14 protein-coding genes and 2 pseudogenes are annotated in these 15,949 nt (G+C 58.3%); 6 read left to right on the plus strand and 10 right to left on the minus strand.

Features of this window, described 5'->3' with window-relative positions; all coding sequences use genetic code 11:
- Positions 1-371: 371 nt before the first annotated feature.
- The 4 genes from VGK48_14710 to VGK48_14725 all read left to right on the plus strand — a co-directional run bounded on the left by VGK48_14710 (position 372) and on the right by VGK48_14725 (position 4,364).
- Positions 372-1,478, plus strand: coding sequence for an acyl-CoA dehydrogenase family protein (locus VGK48_14710; GenBank protein ID HEY2382427.1), 1,107 nt, complete (start codon positions 372-374; stop codon positions 1,476-1,478).
- A gap of 9 nt (positions 1,479-1,487) precedes the next feature.
- Entirely contained in the window at positions 1,488-2,315 is an 828-nt protein-coding gene (locus VGK48_14715) for a PhnD/SsuA/transferrin family substrate-binding protein (protein ID HEY2382428.1), read from the plus strand.
- The gene (locus VGK48_14720) at positions 2,312-3,565 is read left to right on the plus strand and encodes a sulfurtransferase TusA family protein (protein ID HEY2382429.1); all 1,254 of its coding nucleotides are present in this window, start codon (positions 2,312-2,314) and stop codon (positions 3,563-3,565) included. The genes VGK48_14715 and VGK48_14720 overlap by 4 nt, the downstream gene beginning before the upstream one ends.
- 88 nt (positions 3,566-3,653) lie before the next feature.
- Positions 3,654-4,364 carry a TonB family protein gene (locus VGK48_14725; GenBank protein HEY2382430.1) on the plus strand — a complete coding sequence of 237 codons (711 nt, stop codon included), beginning with the start codon at positions 3,654-3,656 and terminating at the stop codon, positions 4,362-4,364.
- Positions 4,365-4,403: 39 nt separating this feature from the next.
- Here the strand turns inward: VGK48_14725 and VGK48_14730 are convergent, their stop codons facing one another.
- The 6 genes and pseudogenes from VGK48_14730 to VGK48_14755 all read right to left on the minus strand — a co-directional run bounded on the left by VGK48_14730 (position 4,404) and on the right by VGK48_14755 (position 8,438).
- Complete coding sequence (locus VGK48_14730) at positions 4,404-4,985, minus strand: hypothetical protein (GenBank protein ID HEY2382431.1); 582 nt, start codon at positions 4,983-4,985, stop codon at positions 4,404-4,406.
- Positions 4,986-5,100: 115 nt separating this feature from the next.
- Entirely contained in the window at positions 5,101-5,688 is a 588-nt protein-coding gene (locus VGK48_14735) for a fibronectin type III domain-containing protein (protein ID HEY2382432.1), read from the minus strand.
- Positions 5,689-6,217: 529 nt separating this feature from the next.
- A complete protein-coding gene (locus VGK48_14740; GenBank protein ID HEY2382433.1) occupies positions 6,218-6,439 on the minus strand; it encodes a hypothetical protein in 222 nt (73 codons plus the stop codon).
- On the minus strand, positions 6,423-6,743 hold the full coding sequence (locus VGK48_14745) for a nucleotidyltransferase domain-containing protein (GenBank protein HEY2382434.1): 321 nt from the start codon (positions 6,741-6,743) through the stop codon (positions 6,423-6,425). The genes VGK48_14740 and VGK48_14745 overlap by 17 nt, the downstream gene beginning before the upstream one ends.
- Positions 6,744-6,876: 133 nt before the next feature.
- Positions 6,877-8,109 carry a FecR domain-containing protein gene (locus VGK48_14750; protein HEY2382435.1) on the minus strand — a complete coding sequence of 411 codons (1,233 nt, stop codon included), beginning with the start codon at positions 8,107-8,109 and terminating at the stop codon, positions 6,877-6,879.
- Positions 8,106-8,438: pseudogene (locus VGK48_14755) on the minus strand (sigma-70 family RNA polymerase sigma factor). Before VGK48_14755 ends, VGK48_14750 begins: the two are co-directional and overlap by 4 nt.
- Positions 8,439-8,909: 471 nt before the next feature.
- Here VGK48_14755 and VGK48_14760 point away from each other — a divergent pair.
- Positions 8,910-10,283, plus strand: a complete 1,374-nt coding sequence (locus VGK48_14760; GenBank protein HEY2382436.1) for an SGNH/GDSL hydrolase family protein — start codon at positions 8,910-8,912, stop codon at positions 10,281-10,283.
- Positions 10,284-10,436: 153 nt separating this feature from the next.
- Here the strand turns inward: VGK48_14760 and VGK48_14765 are convergent, their stop codons facing one another.
- From VGK48_14765 to mtgA, 4 genes and pseudogenes are all read right to left on the minus strand, one after another.
- Positions 10,437-10,649 (minus strand): DUF433 domain-containing protein, encoded by a 213-nt coding sequence (locus VGK48_14765; GenBank protein HEY2382437.1) that lies wholly within the window; start codon positions 10,647-10,649, stop codon positions 10,437-10,439.
- 66 nt (positions 10,650-10,715) lie between these two features.
- Positions 10,716-11,147 (minus strand): helix-turn-helix domain-containing protein, encoded by a 432-nt coding sequence (locus VGK48_14770; GenBank protein ID HEY2382438.1) that lies wholly within the window; start codon positions 11,145-11,147, stop codon positions 10,716-10,718.
- Between the two features lie 12 nt (positions 11,148-11,159).
- Positions 11,160-12,536: pseudogene (locus tag VGK48_14775) on the minus strand (sigma 54-interacting transcriptional regulator).
- Between the two features lie 99 nt (positions 12,537-12,635).
- Positions 12,636-13,364 (minus strand): monofunctional biosynthetic peptidoglycan transglycosylase, encoded by a 729-nt coding sequence (mtgA, locus tag VGK48_14780; protein HEY2382439.1) that lies wholly within the window; start codon positions 13,362-13,364, stop codon positions 12,636-12,638.
- A gap of 75 nt (positions 13,365-13,439) precedes the next feature.
- Here mtgA and leuS point away from each other — a divergent pair, with 75 nt between their 5' ends.
- Complete coding sequence (leuS, locus tag VGK48_14785) at positions 13,440-15,878, plus strand: leucine--tRNA ligase (protein HEY2382440.1); 2,439 nt, start codon at positions 13,440-13,442, stop codon at positions 15,876-15,878.
- Positions 15,879-15,949 lie beyond the last annotated feature (71 nt).

A 15,949-nucleotide genomic window follows, 5' to 3' on the forward strand; every position in this document is an offset into this window, starting at 1 on the left:
ACAACTCTACAGCGCAACGGCAGTCGTGTGCTTTCTCTGCTTCCTGGATCGTTTGGCGATCTAGTTCTAGATCGCCTGGCCCTTGCGGCTCCGCCCCCGCGGCTACGGGCCTGATCCACCAAGGCCGGCCAGCCGCGAAAAATCTCGAAGCTTCCACATAAAGTGAGCGATGATGAACCCGATGAGAACGTTAATCGGCATTCTGTGAATCGAGCGAAGGACGCACGGCGTGCGCCCCTTTGCCGATAAAACGCGCCGGATTCTGCTCGCCTGACTTTGCTGCCGGACGAGCAATCCCAGCCGTCCGAGCGAGTCCTCAAAAGCCCGCCGTCACGGGGCGCACATAACACTTTATAGAGGAGACGACTGCTATGAATCTCGAGGAAGTCTGTGCCGTTGCGCGGGAAAACGCTGCGCTCACGGATTCTGAAGCGCGCTGGCCGGAGAAGTCCATAACGGCATTGAGCAGCGCCGGGTTGTTGGGATTAACCATCCCCAAAGAGTTCGGCGGCGCCGGAGCCGGAATGCGGGAGTTTGCCCGCGTCACCGAAGAACTCGCAACCGTTTGCGGCTCGACTGCGATGATTTACCTGATGCACGTTTGCGGCGCTCAGGTTATAGCCGGCGCCCGCCAGAGATCCGCCCTCGACGGCATTGTGACCGGAAAACTCCTGACCACGCTGGCCTTCAGCGAGAAAGGCAGCCGCAGTCATTTCTGGGCCCCTGTCAGTCGAGCCGAGCAAAATGGCGGCGGAATCCGGATCCGGGCGGACAAATCTTTCGTCACGAGCGCCGGACACGCGCAGACGTATGTCGTGGCTTCAGGATCCGTGGGCGGGAGCGCGGCAACGGAATCCACTCTATATCTTGTGGGAGGAAGCAGTGCGGGTGTCCGGACGCTCGGACCCTGGACGGGCATGGGACTGCGCGGAAATTCCAGCGCTCCCATGGTCTTCGATTGCGTGGTGGGCGAGGACGCCAGGCTGACCGCCGAAGGTGGCGGCTTCCAGGCGATGATGCAGATCGTCCTGCCCTGGTTTCAAGTCGGCTCCGCCGCCGTCTCACTTGGCATTGCCAAGGCGGCTTTAGCCGATGCGACGCGTCACGTCTCCTCTGCGCGCCTGGAACACCTCGGGGAAAGCCTGGCCGCGGCGGTTCCGGGAGTACGCGCGAGGATCGCGAAGATGCAACTCACGCTCGATGCGGCGCGTGCTTACCTGAATGAGGCCCTGAGCAAAATTGAAAATCAGGCCCCGGATGCGATGCTGGCAGTGCTCGGCGTGAAAGCTACAGCGGCCGAAGCCGTCGTATCAGTCACCGATGAAGCCATGCGCGCCTGCGGCGGAGCCGCCTTCAGCCGCCATCTCTCGATCGAACGCAATTTTCGTGATGCGCGGGCGGCTTCGATCATGGCTCCGACAACCGACATTCTGTATGACTTCATCGGGAAGGCCCTGTGCGGCCTGCCGCTGTTTTGACAGGAGGGAATGATGGACCAGTCGATTGTTGTCGGGGCTGTGGCGTACGATCCGAAGGTCGTCACCATCTGGGAGCTGATTCGCGAGTATTTTCGTAATGCCGGCGTCCCGAATGATTTTGTCCTGTTCTCGAACTACGAAGCGCAGGTCGAAGCGCTGTTAAACGGTTTTATCGATATCGCCTGGAATACGAATCTCGCGTATGTGCGGGTTTACCGGCGCACCAACGGTACCTGCCGCGTCCTTGCCATGCGGGATACGGATGTCGACTTCAGGTCCGTGATTATCGTCCGTACCGGTGGCGGCATCTCAAGCTTGCCGGACCTGAAAGGCAAAGCCGTCGCGTTCGGCAGCCGCGATTCCGGGCAGGCATCGATTCTTCCCGCCCATTTTCTTGCTGCAAATGGCATCGACCCGGCCAGGGACATCAGGCCCATTCGCTTTGACCTGGATGTCGGCAAACACGGTGACACCGGAACCAGCGAAGTTGCAGTCCTTGACGCCGTCGCGCGCGGGTCGGCTGATGCCGGGGCCGTCGGAGACCAGTACTGGGCCCGTGTGCTTGCGGACGGCAGCGTTGACCGCGCCAGGATCAAGGCCATCTGGACGTCGCCGCCGTACTGCCACTGTAACTTCACGGCGCTTGAAAGGAATCGGTCCGGGGCGGATCTCGAACGCTGGACGCAAACGCTCCTGAAGATGGATTACAACAATCCGGAACACCGGAAAATCATGGATCTCGAAGGCCTCAAGCGGTGGGTTACGCCGCAACTGGCAGGATACAAGCCCCTGTTCGACGCCGTAGAATCGACAGGATATTTCTCGAACGCCCAATGAAGGACCGCGCCGCCACTTGCGACGCCGGGCAGTTGACGTTTTCAGACGGCCTTGCGGTCCTGCTGAACCGTAAGCTGGATGCGCTCGATTCCGGCGATGTACTGGAAGTCCGATTCTCCGATCCCGCAAGCGTCCACGACCTGCGCGCCTGGCTGCGGCTGACGGGACATGAGTTAATAGAGGTCCGTCAGGAGCAGGCGGATCTTTCCTGTCGGATCCGGCGCGGAACAGCGCGGCGGCTGATTGTGGCCAAGCCTGCGGACGGGGATAATCGCGCGGACGTGGCCGGGGGATGCCAGGATACCCGGCATCTGGTTCTCGACGCCGCTGCAAGGATTCCTGTCCACGCCGATCCTTCGACCGGCTTTTCGCCGCGCGGCAGTGTCATTGAACAAGGCGCGCCTGTTTTTGACTTTGAGGTTGTCGATTCTGCCGCCGCATGGTCGCCCGGCGCCGGCGAGCTTTATGAACAGGCAGGCGCCGGCCAGTGGAACGCCACGACCGACATTCCGTGGGGACAACTCCACGCCATCGACCTGGAAGTCGAACGTGCAGTGTGCCAGATCATGACCTTCCTCGCCGAAAACGAATTCTCGGCGTTGTATGTTCCCGCCAAATGGATTGCTCGAATCCACCCGCACTTCATGGAAACCGTCTTCTTCCTTGCGACACAGGTCCGCGACGAGGCGCGCCACATTGAAGTCTTCATCAAGCGTGCTCTGGCCAACGGCGGCGGCCTGCAGTTTTCTTCCGCCTCGACTCAGCACTCCTTGAAATCGCTGCTGGACCGCGACGACTTTCTCGAAGCCAGTTTTCTTTTGAGCGTGCTGGGAGAGGGAACCTTTCTCGATCTGCTCCGCTTCCTGGAAACTCATGCCCCGGAGAGCGTCACGCAGGAAATTTCCCGGCGAACCCGGAGCGATGAAGCGCGCCATGTCCATTTCGCGCTGCAGCATATTCAACATGCGATCGGCGCGGACCCCGGAGTTAAAAAACGATTGAGGAAGGCCATATCGGACCGGGCTTCGGCGTTGTCCGACGTTCGCATGTTGAACCCGCTGGTCGAGGAATCGCTCGTGATCCTGGCTGCGGGCGGCCTGGCTGCGGCCGGACTTCCCTATGGCACGGAAGCCGTTCGTCAACTCCATTCAACGATGCATGAAAACCGCGTCAAACGTCTTCAGCTCGTTGGTTTCGAGGAGTCTGAGGCGCGGGAGTTGTCCGAAATGCACACGCCGAATTTCATGTAACCGCGCACGATGTCTAAAAGGAATCAGGGATAACCTGGAAATACGGCCCTGTTCCGGATTGCCCGATTCATTCTTGTAGAATACAAACATGCCTTCAACCACAAGGTTTCGATTGTTCCTGCCTGTAATTCTGTGCGCGTGCGTTGCGGCAGCTCACGCACAACAGTCCTATCTGGCTCCGACGCTTATTGAGGCGGGCAACGTGGTGTTTCCAAATTCAGGTCCACCGGTTGCTGCCATAAGCCTCCTGGCTGCTGTCGATCCCGACGGCCATGTTTCGGAAACGCAGACGGTGGATTCCGTCGGGAGTACACCGAGCGGCGAAGCTTACGCGGGAACCCTTGCGGGATATGTTAACGACTCCATCGCCGCCGCGAAGCAGTGGCGTTTCAGTCCGGCGGTGGATCTCCGTCGCAAACCCACTCGTTCCACGGCGTCGATCACCTTCGTCTATCAAACAGTGTTTGATCGAGGTGCGGATACCACCATAATCCCATCGCTTGAAACTAGCTCTCGGAAGGCTGATGAATACCAGCCGCCGTTGGCAGGAAAGGTCTCGCGCGTCGAATATCCCCTGCGGGGCTTTATTCAAACACCCAGCCCGACGGTGGTTTTAAATCTGCAAATCGAAGCGGATGGCTCCATTTCGACGGTCGACGTTATTCAATCTGTCCCCGCCCTGAATGCCCTGGCGGTACGCGACGTGAAGAACTTCCAGTTCCGGGCCGCACGCTACGAAGGCAAGCCGATCCGATCGACAGCCATTGTCGCCTTCGTCTTCCTGAGACTGACAAATTAGGCGGAGTAATATCGATCCTAACGTCCTCGCCACATACACTCACTTGTTCGCTGCGCCGAGGATCACCATGGCCTGCGCCATCGGCAGAAGTCCGGTGGCGTTCCAGAAATTGAAAATGAAGAAGGCGATCAGATCGGAGTGCCTCGCGTTGTCCGGATCGTTTTCGGCGAAGCGTTTCTTCACGAGCCTGTGGCAGACCTTGAACAGCGACCTCTGAATCTTCGGAATACTGTCGCCGGATTTGACTTTGACCTTCAGAGAAGCGGAGGTGAATTCTTCCCAGAAGGACGGTTCGGTGATGAGCCGCTTCGGTTCTTTGTGCGCAATCCCGGCGTGTTCGGCGACCCGCGAACAGGTGTAGTACATCACCCGATTGAGGTGGGCAAAGAAAGGCACGACTTCCTGCCTGCGGCCGGCGGCATCGTTCCCGAGCGCTTTTTCCGCGGCGCGCACGGTCATCTCGACGAGGAAGTTTCCGTCGATTGCCGGCTTTCGGAGGTGTGCGCGCAGCTGCGCTTCGAGCGAAATCGCCTCGAGCAGCGGATCGGCGAGGAGCAGTTCTTCACCCCGCATCTGCAGCAGTCCGCGTGAAAGGCCGAATTGAACGCCCGATGGATGCATGTGTTCCTCCGATTCTAAAACGCCCGGATGGGAATCGCGAAATTTCCATCCGGGTGATTACGTTAGTTACAGACTTTCGTAATCGAGTCGCTCCAGTCCGAGTAGCCCGCGGCGGTCAAACAACGGACCTGAACGCGTACGTCAAACCGGGCGTTAGACCCGTCACGGATATCGGGGGACGGACCTTCGTAACCGGAATCGTCGTCCACTGTCCTGGGATTCCCGCGCTCATCGGCGCCCAGCGCAACTCATAGTACGAGGCGCCGAGGAGCGCCATGAGCACCACCAGGAACTGACCGGCATTGATGCCCGGCTTGATGGAACGGATGAACAGCGTAAGCGGCTGCAAAGGCGTCCGGCCCTGAGATACGGGCTCGAACCCGCTTTTCAAGAACGTTGTCATATCTCCCTTGCAGGCTCCCTCCACGTAGTGGCCAACATCATGCAACATCTTCACAACCACTGTCTCTTGAGCATCACGCGCGGCGATGGCTTTTGCACCTCCGTCCAGCGCGGCCGCGAGATCGGCCGTGAAGATCTCCGTGTTGGATTTGAAAGTCGCCTGGTCGACCGGCGGATTCGGATAATCCAGCAGATCGGCATAGGTACCTCCGAGAACAGCATTCAGACGCGCGAGGATCTGTTCACCCTTCTTGCCGGTGTAACCGACCTTCGCCTTGATTGGAATCGGTATCGTTTTCATACATTTTCTCTTTTCTTTTCTTAAATTGGTTTATTGGGTTAACGGTTTTAGGAAGGCCATCGAATAACTGCTGCGCGCTATCGCGCTTGCGCTACGCGGACCCTCCCGCCTTTCAACGAACGCAGTCCTATAACGCACGGGCGAGGCCATTCGTGCCAAAGTCAACATGGATTTGTGGAATCAGTGATTTACGACTCGAAGGTGGAAAAGGAGATAGCGGAGGGCCTTAAAATTTCAAGGTTTCTCTTGAAATGGCATCAAGACTTTTCTTGAAAGTTACAAAGTTGTCGGAAAACCGAACGTGGAGAGCAGTCTTGTGTCCACCTGAAAACGAAGAGCAACGGCACTCAGGGCCGTTAACTCCTTTGTGTAGCTGGAGTTTCGGTTAGAGTTTCGCAAAAGTGCGATGCTGCCCCGGAAGTGTCCCGGATGGTTTATCAATTTGAAATTTGCCTGGGCACTCTGACGCTGGCACTGATTCCTATCTCCGAGCCCTTCTTTTTACGGGATTGTGTGCGCTTCGCACTATTCAGTCTCTCAGGTGGTTTGGAGGTGTCGGACCTGAGGGTGGCCGCGACTTCAACTTCAGCCCAAGCCCGGACATCCGCAACCATTTCTCGATCGCTTGCTGGGCATGGAAGCCAACGGCTTGGTCATCGCTGTCGGAAGCAGCGATCAAGAGATGCAATGTCTTGATATCGCGGTCGGCCACAACCAGAAATCTTCGGGCCAGATCAACGGGATGCTTCATGCAAAAGTTTCCCTTCGGTGTTGGCCCAATACAGAGCTGTTCCAACTAAGGACGACCAGTCGTTGAATTCCTCTTCTGAGATCACGATGACATCGACCGGCACGCGGAAAGGGCGAAGCAGGCGTCGAAGACGTACCATTTCGTCACGCTTGCTCACGACGGTCGGCTCCACGATCAAAAGATCGAGGTCGGAATCATCGCGAGCATTACCCCTGGCATAAGATCCGAATAGAATGACTTTCGTCGGCCTCGCGCCTTCTACGAGAGCAGCAACGACTTTGGCGATCATTTCTTCGGAAATCATAGAATCCCAATCTATAGTTAGCCATCCCGCTTGGCAACTGCGGCGTGGAACTTCACAGCGACGGCGATCATGCTGGGTCCCCGCCCGCTCCATTCAAAGATTTCAACAACCGGTATTGGCTAGATATTGAAAATCAACGCCACGTCAGAACTCGGACGCCGCTCCGCCCCCGCTTAGTGTTGCCCCCGACAGCGAGCCCGACCATTGTTCCCGCGACAGTTGCGCGCTCTTCTTTCAAATCTCGGCTCTCTTCCCCGATGTCGAGCGCTCTTGTTTCAAATCCCAGCTCTCTTCCCCGATGTTGAGCTCGGCCGCGAGTCCCGTCTTCCATGCCCAACCCGGCAGTGAGATTCATTCTCAACGTCGACTCCCTCATCCCCGGCATTTCATTATTATTCAGGGTGCGATAGGCCGTCCTGATGAGAGTCGCCACGGTCATGCACAGCGCATCGAGACGGCCGGGCGAGAGCCGCATCGAATTGGAGCCTCCACCGCGCATGCCTTCCGGCGCCTGAAAGTCTTTCGGGCAAGGCTTGATAGAGGCTTCTTCAAATTGTGGCGCCTTCGGAACCTCCACTGGAACCGCCGGCGCGGTCGGCGCGGCCTGGCGAGCCGCCACGCTCTGCGCTATTTCCTGATGCAGCATCGCGAGATATGCTGCCGCTTCACGGCTCCAGCCGATTTTCACCGCTATCGCCAGCTCGGGGTTCGACCTCGAAGAGGCCTGCTCGCCTCGGCGCAGATCCTTTTCCACGGCGCCTTGCTTGACGTGAACTTCACCTTGAATGACAGCAACGTCTGAGCCTTTTTCGTCGGCGTTCACGAGAAAGACAGTCCCCACAACAGACACGAGGACATCGCGTGTCGAAACATAAAGATGGCGGCCTGCCGCCTGTTTTGCAGCATTCACGATGATGCTTCCGGCGTTCAGCCGCACGCGCAGCCCATCGACAGCCCGTTCGACTGCCGCCTCGGAACCCGCTCGGATCTCCACATGCGATCCGTCGGCAAGCGTCACGGCGGTGCTCCCGCTTTCATTGGAGCGAAGCAGTTCTCCGGCCGTGTAGGCGCGGCCATCCGCGGATGATGCGACGACGTCCGGGCCTTGCTTGCGCCAGACCATGACAGACACAACGACCAACGCTACAGCGATGGCGGCGAGAGTGGCCGCGCGGCCCCATGCGTTTCGCACCGGACGAATCGATTCCGGTTCGAGCGCGGCGCATTCCGAAGCACCGCCGGCTTTCTCGTGAAGCCGCTGAAGAACGCGGCTCCCGGCCGCTTCGACCTGTTCGCTCGATGGACTGAAGAATCGACCGAGAAAGCGGCCCAGAGTCTGTGCTGTGTTCTCTTTCCTGCGTTTCATGACGTCTCTCCCAGAGCGCGAATCAGCTTGCGCAAGCGTGTCCGCGAACGGAACAGGCTGACCGCGATTGTGCTGCGAGTGGTCCCGAGCAGGCTTGCGATATGCCCAAGACTGTGATTGTCGACATAACGAAGCATGAGGATCTGTATGGCCGTTGGGTGAAGCGTAGCGATGGCTTCATAAAGGCGGCGTTCCGCTTCTTCCGCAAATTTTCCGTCGTTCGAAACGGCGTTCGCAATGCGCTCGACGTCGGAGGGAAACAGGTCGCGGGGCCGCCGCGCTCGCACGATATCCACCGCCCTATTGAATGCCGCGCGATACAGGTAGGCCTTCGGATCTTCTTCAGCTCAGGAGGAAATTCGCGGCGCACGAGCCGCAGGAAGACGGTCTGAAGAACATCTTCCGCGTCCTCCTCGCTGCGAGTGACACGGAAAGCCGTCCGGTAAACCAACTGATAGTGTTCTCGGAAAAGCTGGTCGAATTCCGAATCCGTTAGCTGGCTCTTCACCTTGAACGCCGTTACCGCCGACATCGGTCTCCTCGCCCATTAAAACGGAAGCCTACGGTGTTTATTAGCAGCCGGTGCCCAAAAATTTGCGGCTCTGTTCAGAAGGCAGCTCTAAAACGACTCCCGAAGGTGAATTCCAATCGCTACGCGGGATTTCCAATCTACGGTTTCACGGTTTACCAGGCATGTGGATTTACGATCGGCCCAGCATCATCGTTGAACGACGTTGTTTAATGGAAGCCCGTGGTAAATTGATGGATACAGGTTTCACGTAAGTTCACTGGAGTCCTTGATGTACCGGTTCCGAATGATGCTCTCCTCTTTTCTATTACTCTCGTTCTCTGCGGTCCCCGCCGGATCGCAGTCCGGAAGTGTTCCGGGCCAATGGGTCACCACATGGGCAGGTGCTATCCAGCGGTTCGTCGAAATACCTGCATATGGCGGAGCTATGCCGGCACCAGAGTTCCGGGATGCCTGGTTACATGGTGTTCTGAGCAATCAGACGGTTCGCATCATCGTGCGATCCAGTCTTTCCGGCAGCCGGATTCGAATTCGCCTGTCGAACGCATTTGGAACGCACCCGCTGATTATCGGGGCGGCTCACATTGCCGCCGTACCCTCTGGCACGGCGCAAATCATGAACTCCGCAGCGGCTTCCTCCGCGGCTGTTTCAAGAGGAGTCGGGAATTCCCCTTCGATCGTTCGTCTTGTTATTCCAGACCAGGACAAGGAGATTGCCGGCACGGATCGAATGATTCTGTTCGGAGGACGGCCGTCGGTGATCATCGCTCCTGGAGAAACCGCCATCAGCGATCCAATGGATTTCGAGACACGCGGCGCTGGCTTCCTGGCCGTGAGCCTGTATCTTCCGAACAAGACCGAACCTGCCACGGTTGTCGGCAGCGCCACAACAGCCTCCGTTTTCCAGGGGGACGCCACCGCGATGGCTAGTGAAACGTCGGTTCTCCAACGCGGTCCGGCACGTGGCAGTTTGTGGCTGTCGAGCGTGGAAGTCTTCGGTTCAGCGGAGAGTACGGGAATCATGATTATCGACGATGACAGCCGTTGGCGCGACGGGTTGAGTCCTGGTGCCGGCTGGCAAGTCCCGCTGATGGATCGCTTACTTTCGAATGGCGGATCAAACCGCTTCGCTGTTCTCAATTCCAGCATGAACGACTGCCCTTTGATCGGAAACTGTCGACCCACCGCGGTCGAGCGGATTCAGGAAGCAGCGCGGAATCAAGAGGGAGTGAAGTGGGTGATCCTTGCGACCGGCTTCGACGATATCCTCAACGCGAGTTACGACTCCGGGGTTCTGGGGCAGGCGCCACTTAAGACCACCGTCGAAGATGTGATTGCCACCCTCAGAGAAATCATCGCCGAAGCCCACGCGGCCGGACTTCGGATCACCGGCGTAACCTATCCGCCTTTTTTCGGAACCCCGCGCTACACTGAGAAAGGCGACGCCATGCGGGAGGCCGTCAACGAGTGGATTCGTGCAGGCGGCGCTTTTGATGCAGTTGCGGATTTCGATCGTGCTGTGCGCGATCCCAACTACCCCAGTCAACGGCAGTCCCTGTTTGTGGGCGAGAATCCCGCTTTTCTCGGTAACTTGGGATTCCAGGCTATGGCAAATTCGATCGACGCATCGGTTCTCACGCGCTAATCGAAGCCTAGAACTGCATACCCCGAACGCCCGATGTACACATCTCCTTTATGCTGTGACCCCGCTAAAAACACCGCAGGTTTACGAGTTGCAACTCAGTGGACGTGTAGTCGGTTACTCGTAGATGTATTCGTCCAACAGGATTCGCATTCCCTACGATTTGGATAACAATGCTGTCTCGGACCGTTCCAAGATCCAGCGCGCCATTTCGCGGGTGATGGATGGAAAGCAGGCAAGGAACTCTTCAAGCGTGTAATTGTGTTCGAGATAATCGAATAGGGTCTTTACCGGCACCCGGGTCCCCTTGAACACGGGCGTTCCACCGAGGATTTCCGAGTCCACAGTAATGAGATCATCGGACTTCATGTTACCAACATAACTGAAGTGATGATTTCCAGCAAAGGGACACACTCAGGTGGGGAGTTCACGCCGCTACAGCGGCCACTTCACATCGAATTGTTTGCAGAGGCTGGCGAAATAGGTTGGATGCAGGTTCAGAAGCTTGGCGGCTTCAGCGCGGTTGCCTCCGGTCTCTTTCATTGCCCTTTCGAGGATTTTCTTTTTCGCCGCGGCCACTTCGGTTTCCCAGCGGCCGAGGTTCGGCGGTTTGGCGGCACCGGCGATGTCGTCCGGCAGGTCTTCCCGGCCTATAAACGGCGACTTGCCGAGGGTGATGGCGCGCAGGATGGCATGCTCCAGTTCCCGGACGTTTCCCGGCCAGGCGTATGAAGCCAGGAGATATTGGGATTCAGGGGTGATGCCCTGGACCGGAGGCTGGGACGGCGGGCGGACCTGTCGGTATTTCCCGAGGAAATGCGCGGTCAGGAGGGGGATGTCTTCGCGTCGCTCGGCGAGACTCGGCATGTGGATGGAAATGACATTCAGGCGGTAGAACAGATCGGCGCGGAATTTTCCTTCGCGGATCGCCTTCTGAAGATCGATGTTGGTGGCCGCGATGATGCGGACATTCGCCGTGAGCGTCTGGTTTCCGCCGATGCGTTTGTACTCCTTCTTCTGCAGCAGGCGCAGCAGGTCTGCCTACATTTTCGGCGGGCAGTCGCCGATCTCGTCGAGAAAAACGGTGCCGCCTTCGGCGGATTCGAACAGTCCTTTCCGCAGCCGGTCGGCGCCCGTGAACGCGCCCCGCTCATGGCCGAAGAGCTCGCTGCCGAGCAGGGTCTCGGGGAAGGCGCTGCAGTTGACGGCATGAAAATCCTTCGCCGAGCGCGGGCTGTTTCGATGGATGGCGTGCGCGACGAGTTCCTTGCCTGTGCCGCTTTCACCGGTGATCAGGATCGTCAACTCCGAGGGCCCGGCGCCGCCAACCAGTTCGTAGACCGCCAGCATTCGCGGACTGCGGCCGACCATGTCGTGCTCGACGGCGATGCTCTGCTTCAGGCGGCGGTTCTCGCTCTCGAGCCAGGCGACGGTGCGGGCATTCTCCAGCGCGACCGCGGCGGACCCGGCGATCGATTCGAGAAGTTGAGAGTGAGCCTGCATGAACGATTCGAAGCCGGTTGTGGGCATCACGATATAAAGGAGTCCGACTCGTGTGCCGAGCGCCGTCAGTTGATGACACACGACGTTACCGCTACAGACCCGCCCTCCGTCGCGCGACGCCTGCTGCGTGACGCTTTCGTCGATGGGAAACGCTTCGTCACTCTGCGAGCCCGCATGGCGGTATGTCGTGGTGGTGATGCTGTCCGCTCCGCGGCCGAAAAGCAGGATCGCGACGCTCTTAACCGGAATCACACGGAAGATCCATTCGAAGACGCGGGACTGGATTTCATCCACATCGCGAAGACCGTTGATTGAAGCTCCAATCTGCAGGAGCGTCTCGACGACAACCGCCTTGGGCGCTTCCCATCCGTGGGTGCCGGGCTGGGCCTCCCACTCCCAGGCCCGTTCGGCCGCCGTCAGCTTCAGGATCGCCGGATCGACTTCACCGTCCGGGAGCGTCAGATAAACGAAGATCGTGTGGCCCACGCGGATGCGATCGCCGTGGACCAGCGCCTTGCCGGGATAGTAGAAACCGTTGATGTAGAGCCGGAAGCCGGTGATGAAATCATGGATCTGAACGTAGTCGCCGAGCCGGGTGATGCCGCAGTGCCGCCGGGCGACGGCAGGATCGTCGAGGGTCAGATCGCAGGATTTGCTGCGGCCGATGGTGAGTTCGTCGTCGTCCATGTCGTCTGCAATAAAGAAGACGGAACCCTGGAGCGGGCCTGAAAGCGCAGAAATGCGTGGATACATGGCGGGACATAGTAAATGAAGGGGAAAAAATGTCAAAGGTCGAATGTCCAATGGGACATTCGACCTTTGGGGGATCCGGCACCCACCGAAAAAACGCCTTCAAAGCCCCTCGATCCTCAGATGTCCCATCTGTTGCAGGATCCACTGCTGGCGGCTCCGGATGTAGGGGCCGGGTGCATTCGGTTTATAGCGATGCGGATTCGGCAGGACGGCGGCAAGCAGCGCGGCTTCCTCGGGCGTCAGGCGGGCGGCGGGCTTGTGGAAATAGTGTTGAGCGGCGGCTTCAACCCCGTAGATGCCATCGCCGAATTCGACGATGTTCAGGTACGTTTCGAGGATGCGGCGCTTGGTCCAGCAGGTTTCCAGAAGGACCGTAAAATAAGCTTCGAAGCCCTTGCGAATCCAGTTTCGCTCGGGCCACAGGAACAGGTTCTTGGCGGTCTGCTGCGTTAACGTGCTTCCGCCGCGCAATTGTTTCCCGTTCTCGTCGTAATCCATGGCGCGCTGAATCGCTCCCCAGTCGAAGCCATGATGGGTCATGAAGTTCTGGTCTTCCGAGGCGATGACCGCGAGCGGCATCGCCGGCGCCATCCGATCGAAATCGACCCACTTGTACTGTGGAGAATACTTTTGCCCTGTATGCCAGGACTCGACGCGCCGCTCGACCATCAGCATGGAAGCCGGCGGCGCGGCGAATCGCAGCACGACGACCAGGGCAACCGACAGGACCAGGTAGCCGAGCGGGATCGTCAACAAAACGAGACGGATCGGGCGCCAGCGGGAAGTTTTCTTCCTGGCGATCCTGTGTTGCGATGAGGCAGCCGGCATCAATAACTCGCACTATCGATTCTAAGGGGAAGGGCGAACAAACCGAAGACAATGCCACGGTATAATCATCAGATTATGCCAGCTGAGAGTTATAACCCTGCAGAGATCGAGCCGAAGTGGCGGGAATATTGGATTTCGAACCGGCTCCACGAAGCGAAAGACGACGATCCGCGGCCGAAGTACTACTGCCTCGACATGTTTCCGTATCCTTCGGGGTCCGGTCTGCATGTCGGACACTGGCGCAGCTATGTCCTGCCGGACTGCTGGTCCCGATATAAGTGGCTCCAGGGTTTTAACATCCTGCATCCCATGGGATGGGACGCGTTCGGCTCTCCGGCGGAAAATGACGCGATCCAGAAGGGCATTCAACCCAGCGTCAGCACCAGACGCAACATCGAGAATTTCAAACGGCAGCTTCACGAAATCGGGGCGATGTACGACTGGTCGCGGGAAGTCAACACCACCGATCCGGAGTACTACAAGTGGACGCAATGGATCTTCGTGAAGATGTTCAAAGCGGGCCTGGCCTACAAGACGCACATGCCGGTGAACTGGTGTCCGAGCTGTAAAACAGGAATCGCCAATGAAGATGTCGTCAACGGACGCTGCGAACGCTGCGGCACCGAAGTCACCAAGAAAGAATTGAATCAATGGATGCTGCGTATCACGAAATACGCCGACCGCCTTCTCAGCGGGCTTGAAAAGCTCGACTGGCCTGAGAAGGTCAAGACCATGCAAAGCAACTGGATCGGCCGCTCCGAAGGCGCGGAGGTGACGTTCACCGCCATTGCCGCCGATGGAACACAGCATCCCTTGAAGATTTTCACGACCCGTCCGGATACCCTTTTCGGAGCGACATACATGGTCATGGCGCCCGAACATCCGCTGGTGAAGCAACTCACCTCGCCGGCTCAGGCTGCGGCTGTCGATGCTTACGTCGAAAAAGTAAAGAGCGAGCGCGATATCGACCGCGCCGCGAAAACGGAAAAGACGGGAGAGTTCACGGGCGCGTACGCCATCAATCCGGTCAACAACGAGAAGATTCCGATCTGGATTGCGGACTACGTCCTGATGGCGTACGGCACCGGCGCCATCATGGCCGTCCCGGCGCACGACGAACGCGACTATGAATTCGCGAAGAAATTCGGACTGGAAATCCGCGAGGTGGTGTCTTCCAGACAGGGCGTCGCGACGGAGGCATTCATCGGCGAAGGCACGATGATGAATTCGGGTCCTTTCAATGGACGCCTTTCGGCCGACGGCCGCAAAGAGATCGTGAAGTGGCTGGAAGAAAAAGGCCTTGGTCATGGCACGGTGAACTACAAGCTTCGCGATTGGGTGTTCTCGCGCCAGCGATATTGGGGAGAGCCGATTCCGATCGTTCATTGTTCAGTCAATTGCGGTCTGGTTCCGGTTCCGGAAGAGGACTTGCCGGTTCGCTTGCCCGATGTGGAACGCTATCAACCGACGGGCACCGGGGAATCGCCGCTCGCCGCCATTCACGATTGGGTCAACACGAAATGCCCGAACTGCGGAGGGCCGGCGCAGCGCGAGACCGACACCATGCCGCAATGGGCCGGTTCATCGTGGTACTTCCTCCGCTATCCGTCGCCGCACGAGAAAGACGCTCTCATCAGTGAAAAGGGCAAAAAATGGATGCCGGTCGACATGTACGTCGGCGGCGTGGAGCACGCCATCCTGCACCTGCTTTACTCGCGCTTCTTCACGATGTTCCTGCACGACATCGGAGTGGTGGATTTCGACGAGCCGTTCCTGCGCTTGTTCAATCAGGGGATGATCACGTATCTCGGCAAGAGCGGAAAAGCCGAGAAGATGTCCAAGTCCAAGGGAAACGTCGTGAATCCGGACGAACTCGTCCGCGAGTTCGGCTGCGATTCGCTGCGCATGTACGAATTGTTTGTCGGACCGCCGGAACTCGACGCCGAGTGGAGCGACAACGGCATCAAAGGCGTTCATGGATTTCTCCGCAAGGCCTGGCACTGGGTGTCGATGCACAACGGCCAGTGGGCCAAGACGGCGTCGAAGGCGATGCTTACGCAGCGTCCTCTACTGGTGAAGAACGTGACCGAACGCCTGGAAGCGCTGCGCATGAATACGATCGTGAGTTCGTTCATGGAATTCGTGAACGAGGTCACCGACATGCGGGAGGCTCCGGACAAGGAGACGGTCGAAGCATTCCTCGTCGCGATGGCGCCGTTTGCGCCGCATTTCGCCGAGGAACTGTGGCAGCAAACGGGACACCAGCCGTCGGTGTTTTTTCAGAAATGGCCGAAGTGGGACGCGGCATACACCGTCGCGGACATGGTCAGCGTTCCGGTTCAAGTTAACGGCAAACACCGGGGGACAATTACGGTGAAACTGGATACGCCGGAGGACGCCGTGCTCGAGACGGCGATGAAGGATCAGACGATCGGGCGGTATCTGGATGGGAAAGAAATCCGGAAGAAGGTCTACGTCAAAAACAGGATTTTGAATCTGGTGGTGGGGGAATAAAGGTCAACATGGCTTGTGAGCGACCCCCTGCCGCTTCGCGGCTCTCCCCCTGTGTCAGGGGGAGAGTGGGA

This window comes from Terriglobia bacterium, from assembly GCA_036496425.1.
GTDB lineage: Bacteria > Acidobacteriota > Terriglobia > 20CM-2-55-15 > 20CM-2-55-15 > 20CM-2-55-15.

Coding starts and splice junctions, on each gene's coding strand:
- VGK48_14710 (HEY2382427.1), top strand. CDS start 372: ATGAATCTCGAGGAAGTCTGTGCCGTTGCGCGGGAAAACGCTGCGCTC.
- VGK48_14715 (HEY2382428.1), top strand. CDS start 1,488: ATGATGGACCAGTCGATTGTTGTCGGGGCTGTGGCGTACGATCCGAAG.
- VGK48_14720 (HEY2382429.1), top strand. CDS start 2,312: ATGAAGGACCGCGCCGCCACTTGCGACGCCGGGCAGTTGACGTTTTCA.
- VGK48_14725 (HEY2382430.1), top strand. CDS start 3,654: ATGCCTTCAACCACAAGGTTTCGATTGTTCCTGCCTGTAATTCTGTGC.
- VGK48_14730 (HEY2382431.1), bottom strand. CDS start 4,985: ATGCATCCATCGGGCGTTCAATTCGGCCTTTCACGCGGACTGCTGCAG.
- VGK48_14735 (HEY2382432.1), bottom strand. CDS start 5,688: ATGAAAACGATACCGATTCCAATCAAGGCGAAGGTCGGTTACACCGGC.
- VGK48_14740 (HEY2382433.1), bottom strand. CDS start 6,439: ATGAAGCATCCCGTTGATCTGGCCCGAAGATTTCTGGTTGTGGCCGAC.
- VGK48_14745 (HEY2382434.1), bottom strand. CDS start 6,743: ATGATTTCCGAAGAAATGATCGCCAAAGTCGTTGCTGCTCTCGTAGAA.
- VGK48_14750 (HEY2382435.1), bottom strand. CDS start 8,109: ATGAAACGCAGGAAAGAGAACACAGCACAGACTCTGGGCCGCTTTCTC.
- VGK48_14760 (HEY2382436.1), top strand. CDS start 8,910: ATGTACCGGTTCCGAATGATGCTCTCCTCTTTTCTATTACTCTCGTTC.
- VGK48_14765 (HEY2382437.1), bottom strand. CDS start 10,649: ATGAAGTCCGATGATCTCATTACTGTGGACTCGGAAATCCTCGGTGGA.
- VGK48_14770 (HEY2382438.1), bottom strand. CDS start 11,147: ATGCCGAGTCTCGCCGAGCGACGCGAAGACATCCCCCTCCTGACCGCG.
- mtgA (HEY2382439.1), bottom strand. CDS start 13,364: ATGCCGGCTGCCTCATCGCAACACAGGATCGCCAGGAAGAAAACTTCC.
- leuS (HEY2382440.1), top strand. CDS start 13,440: ATGCCAGCTGAGAGTTATAACCCTGCAGAGATCGAGCCGAAGTGGCGG.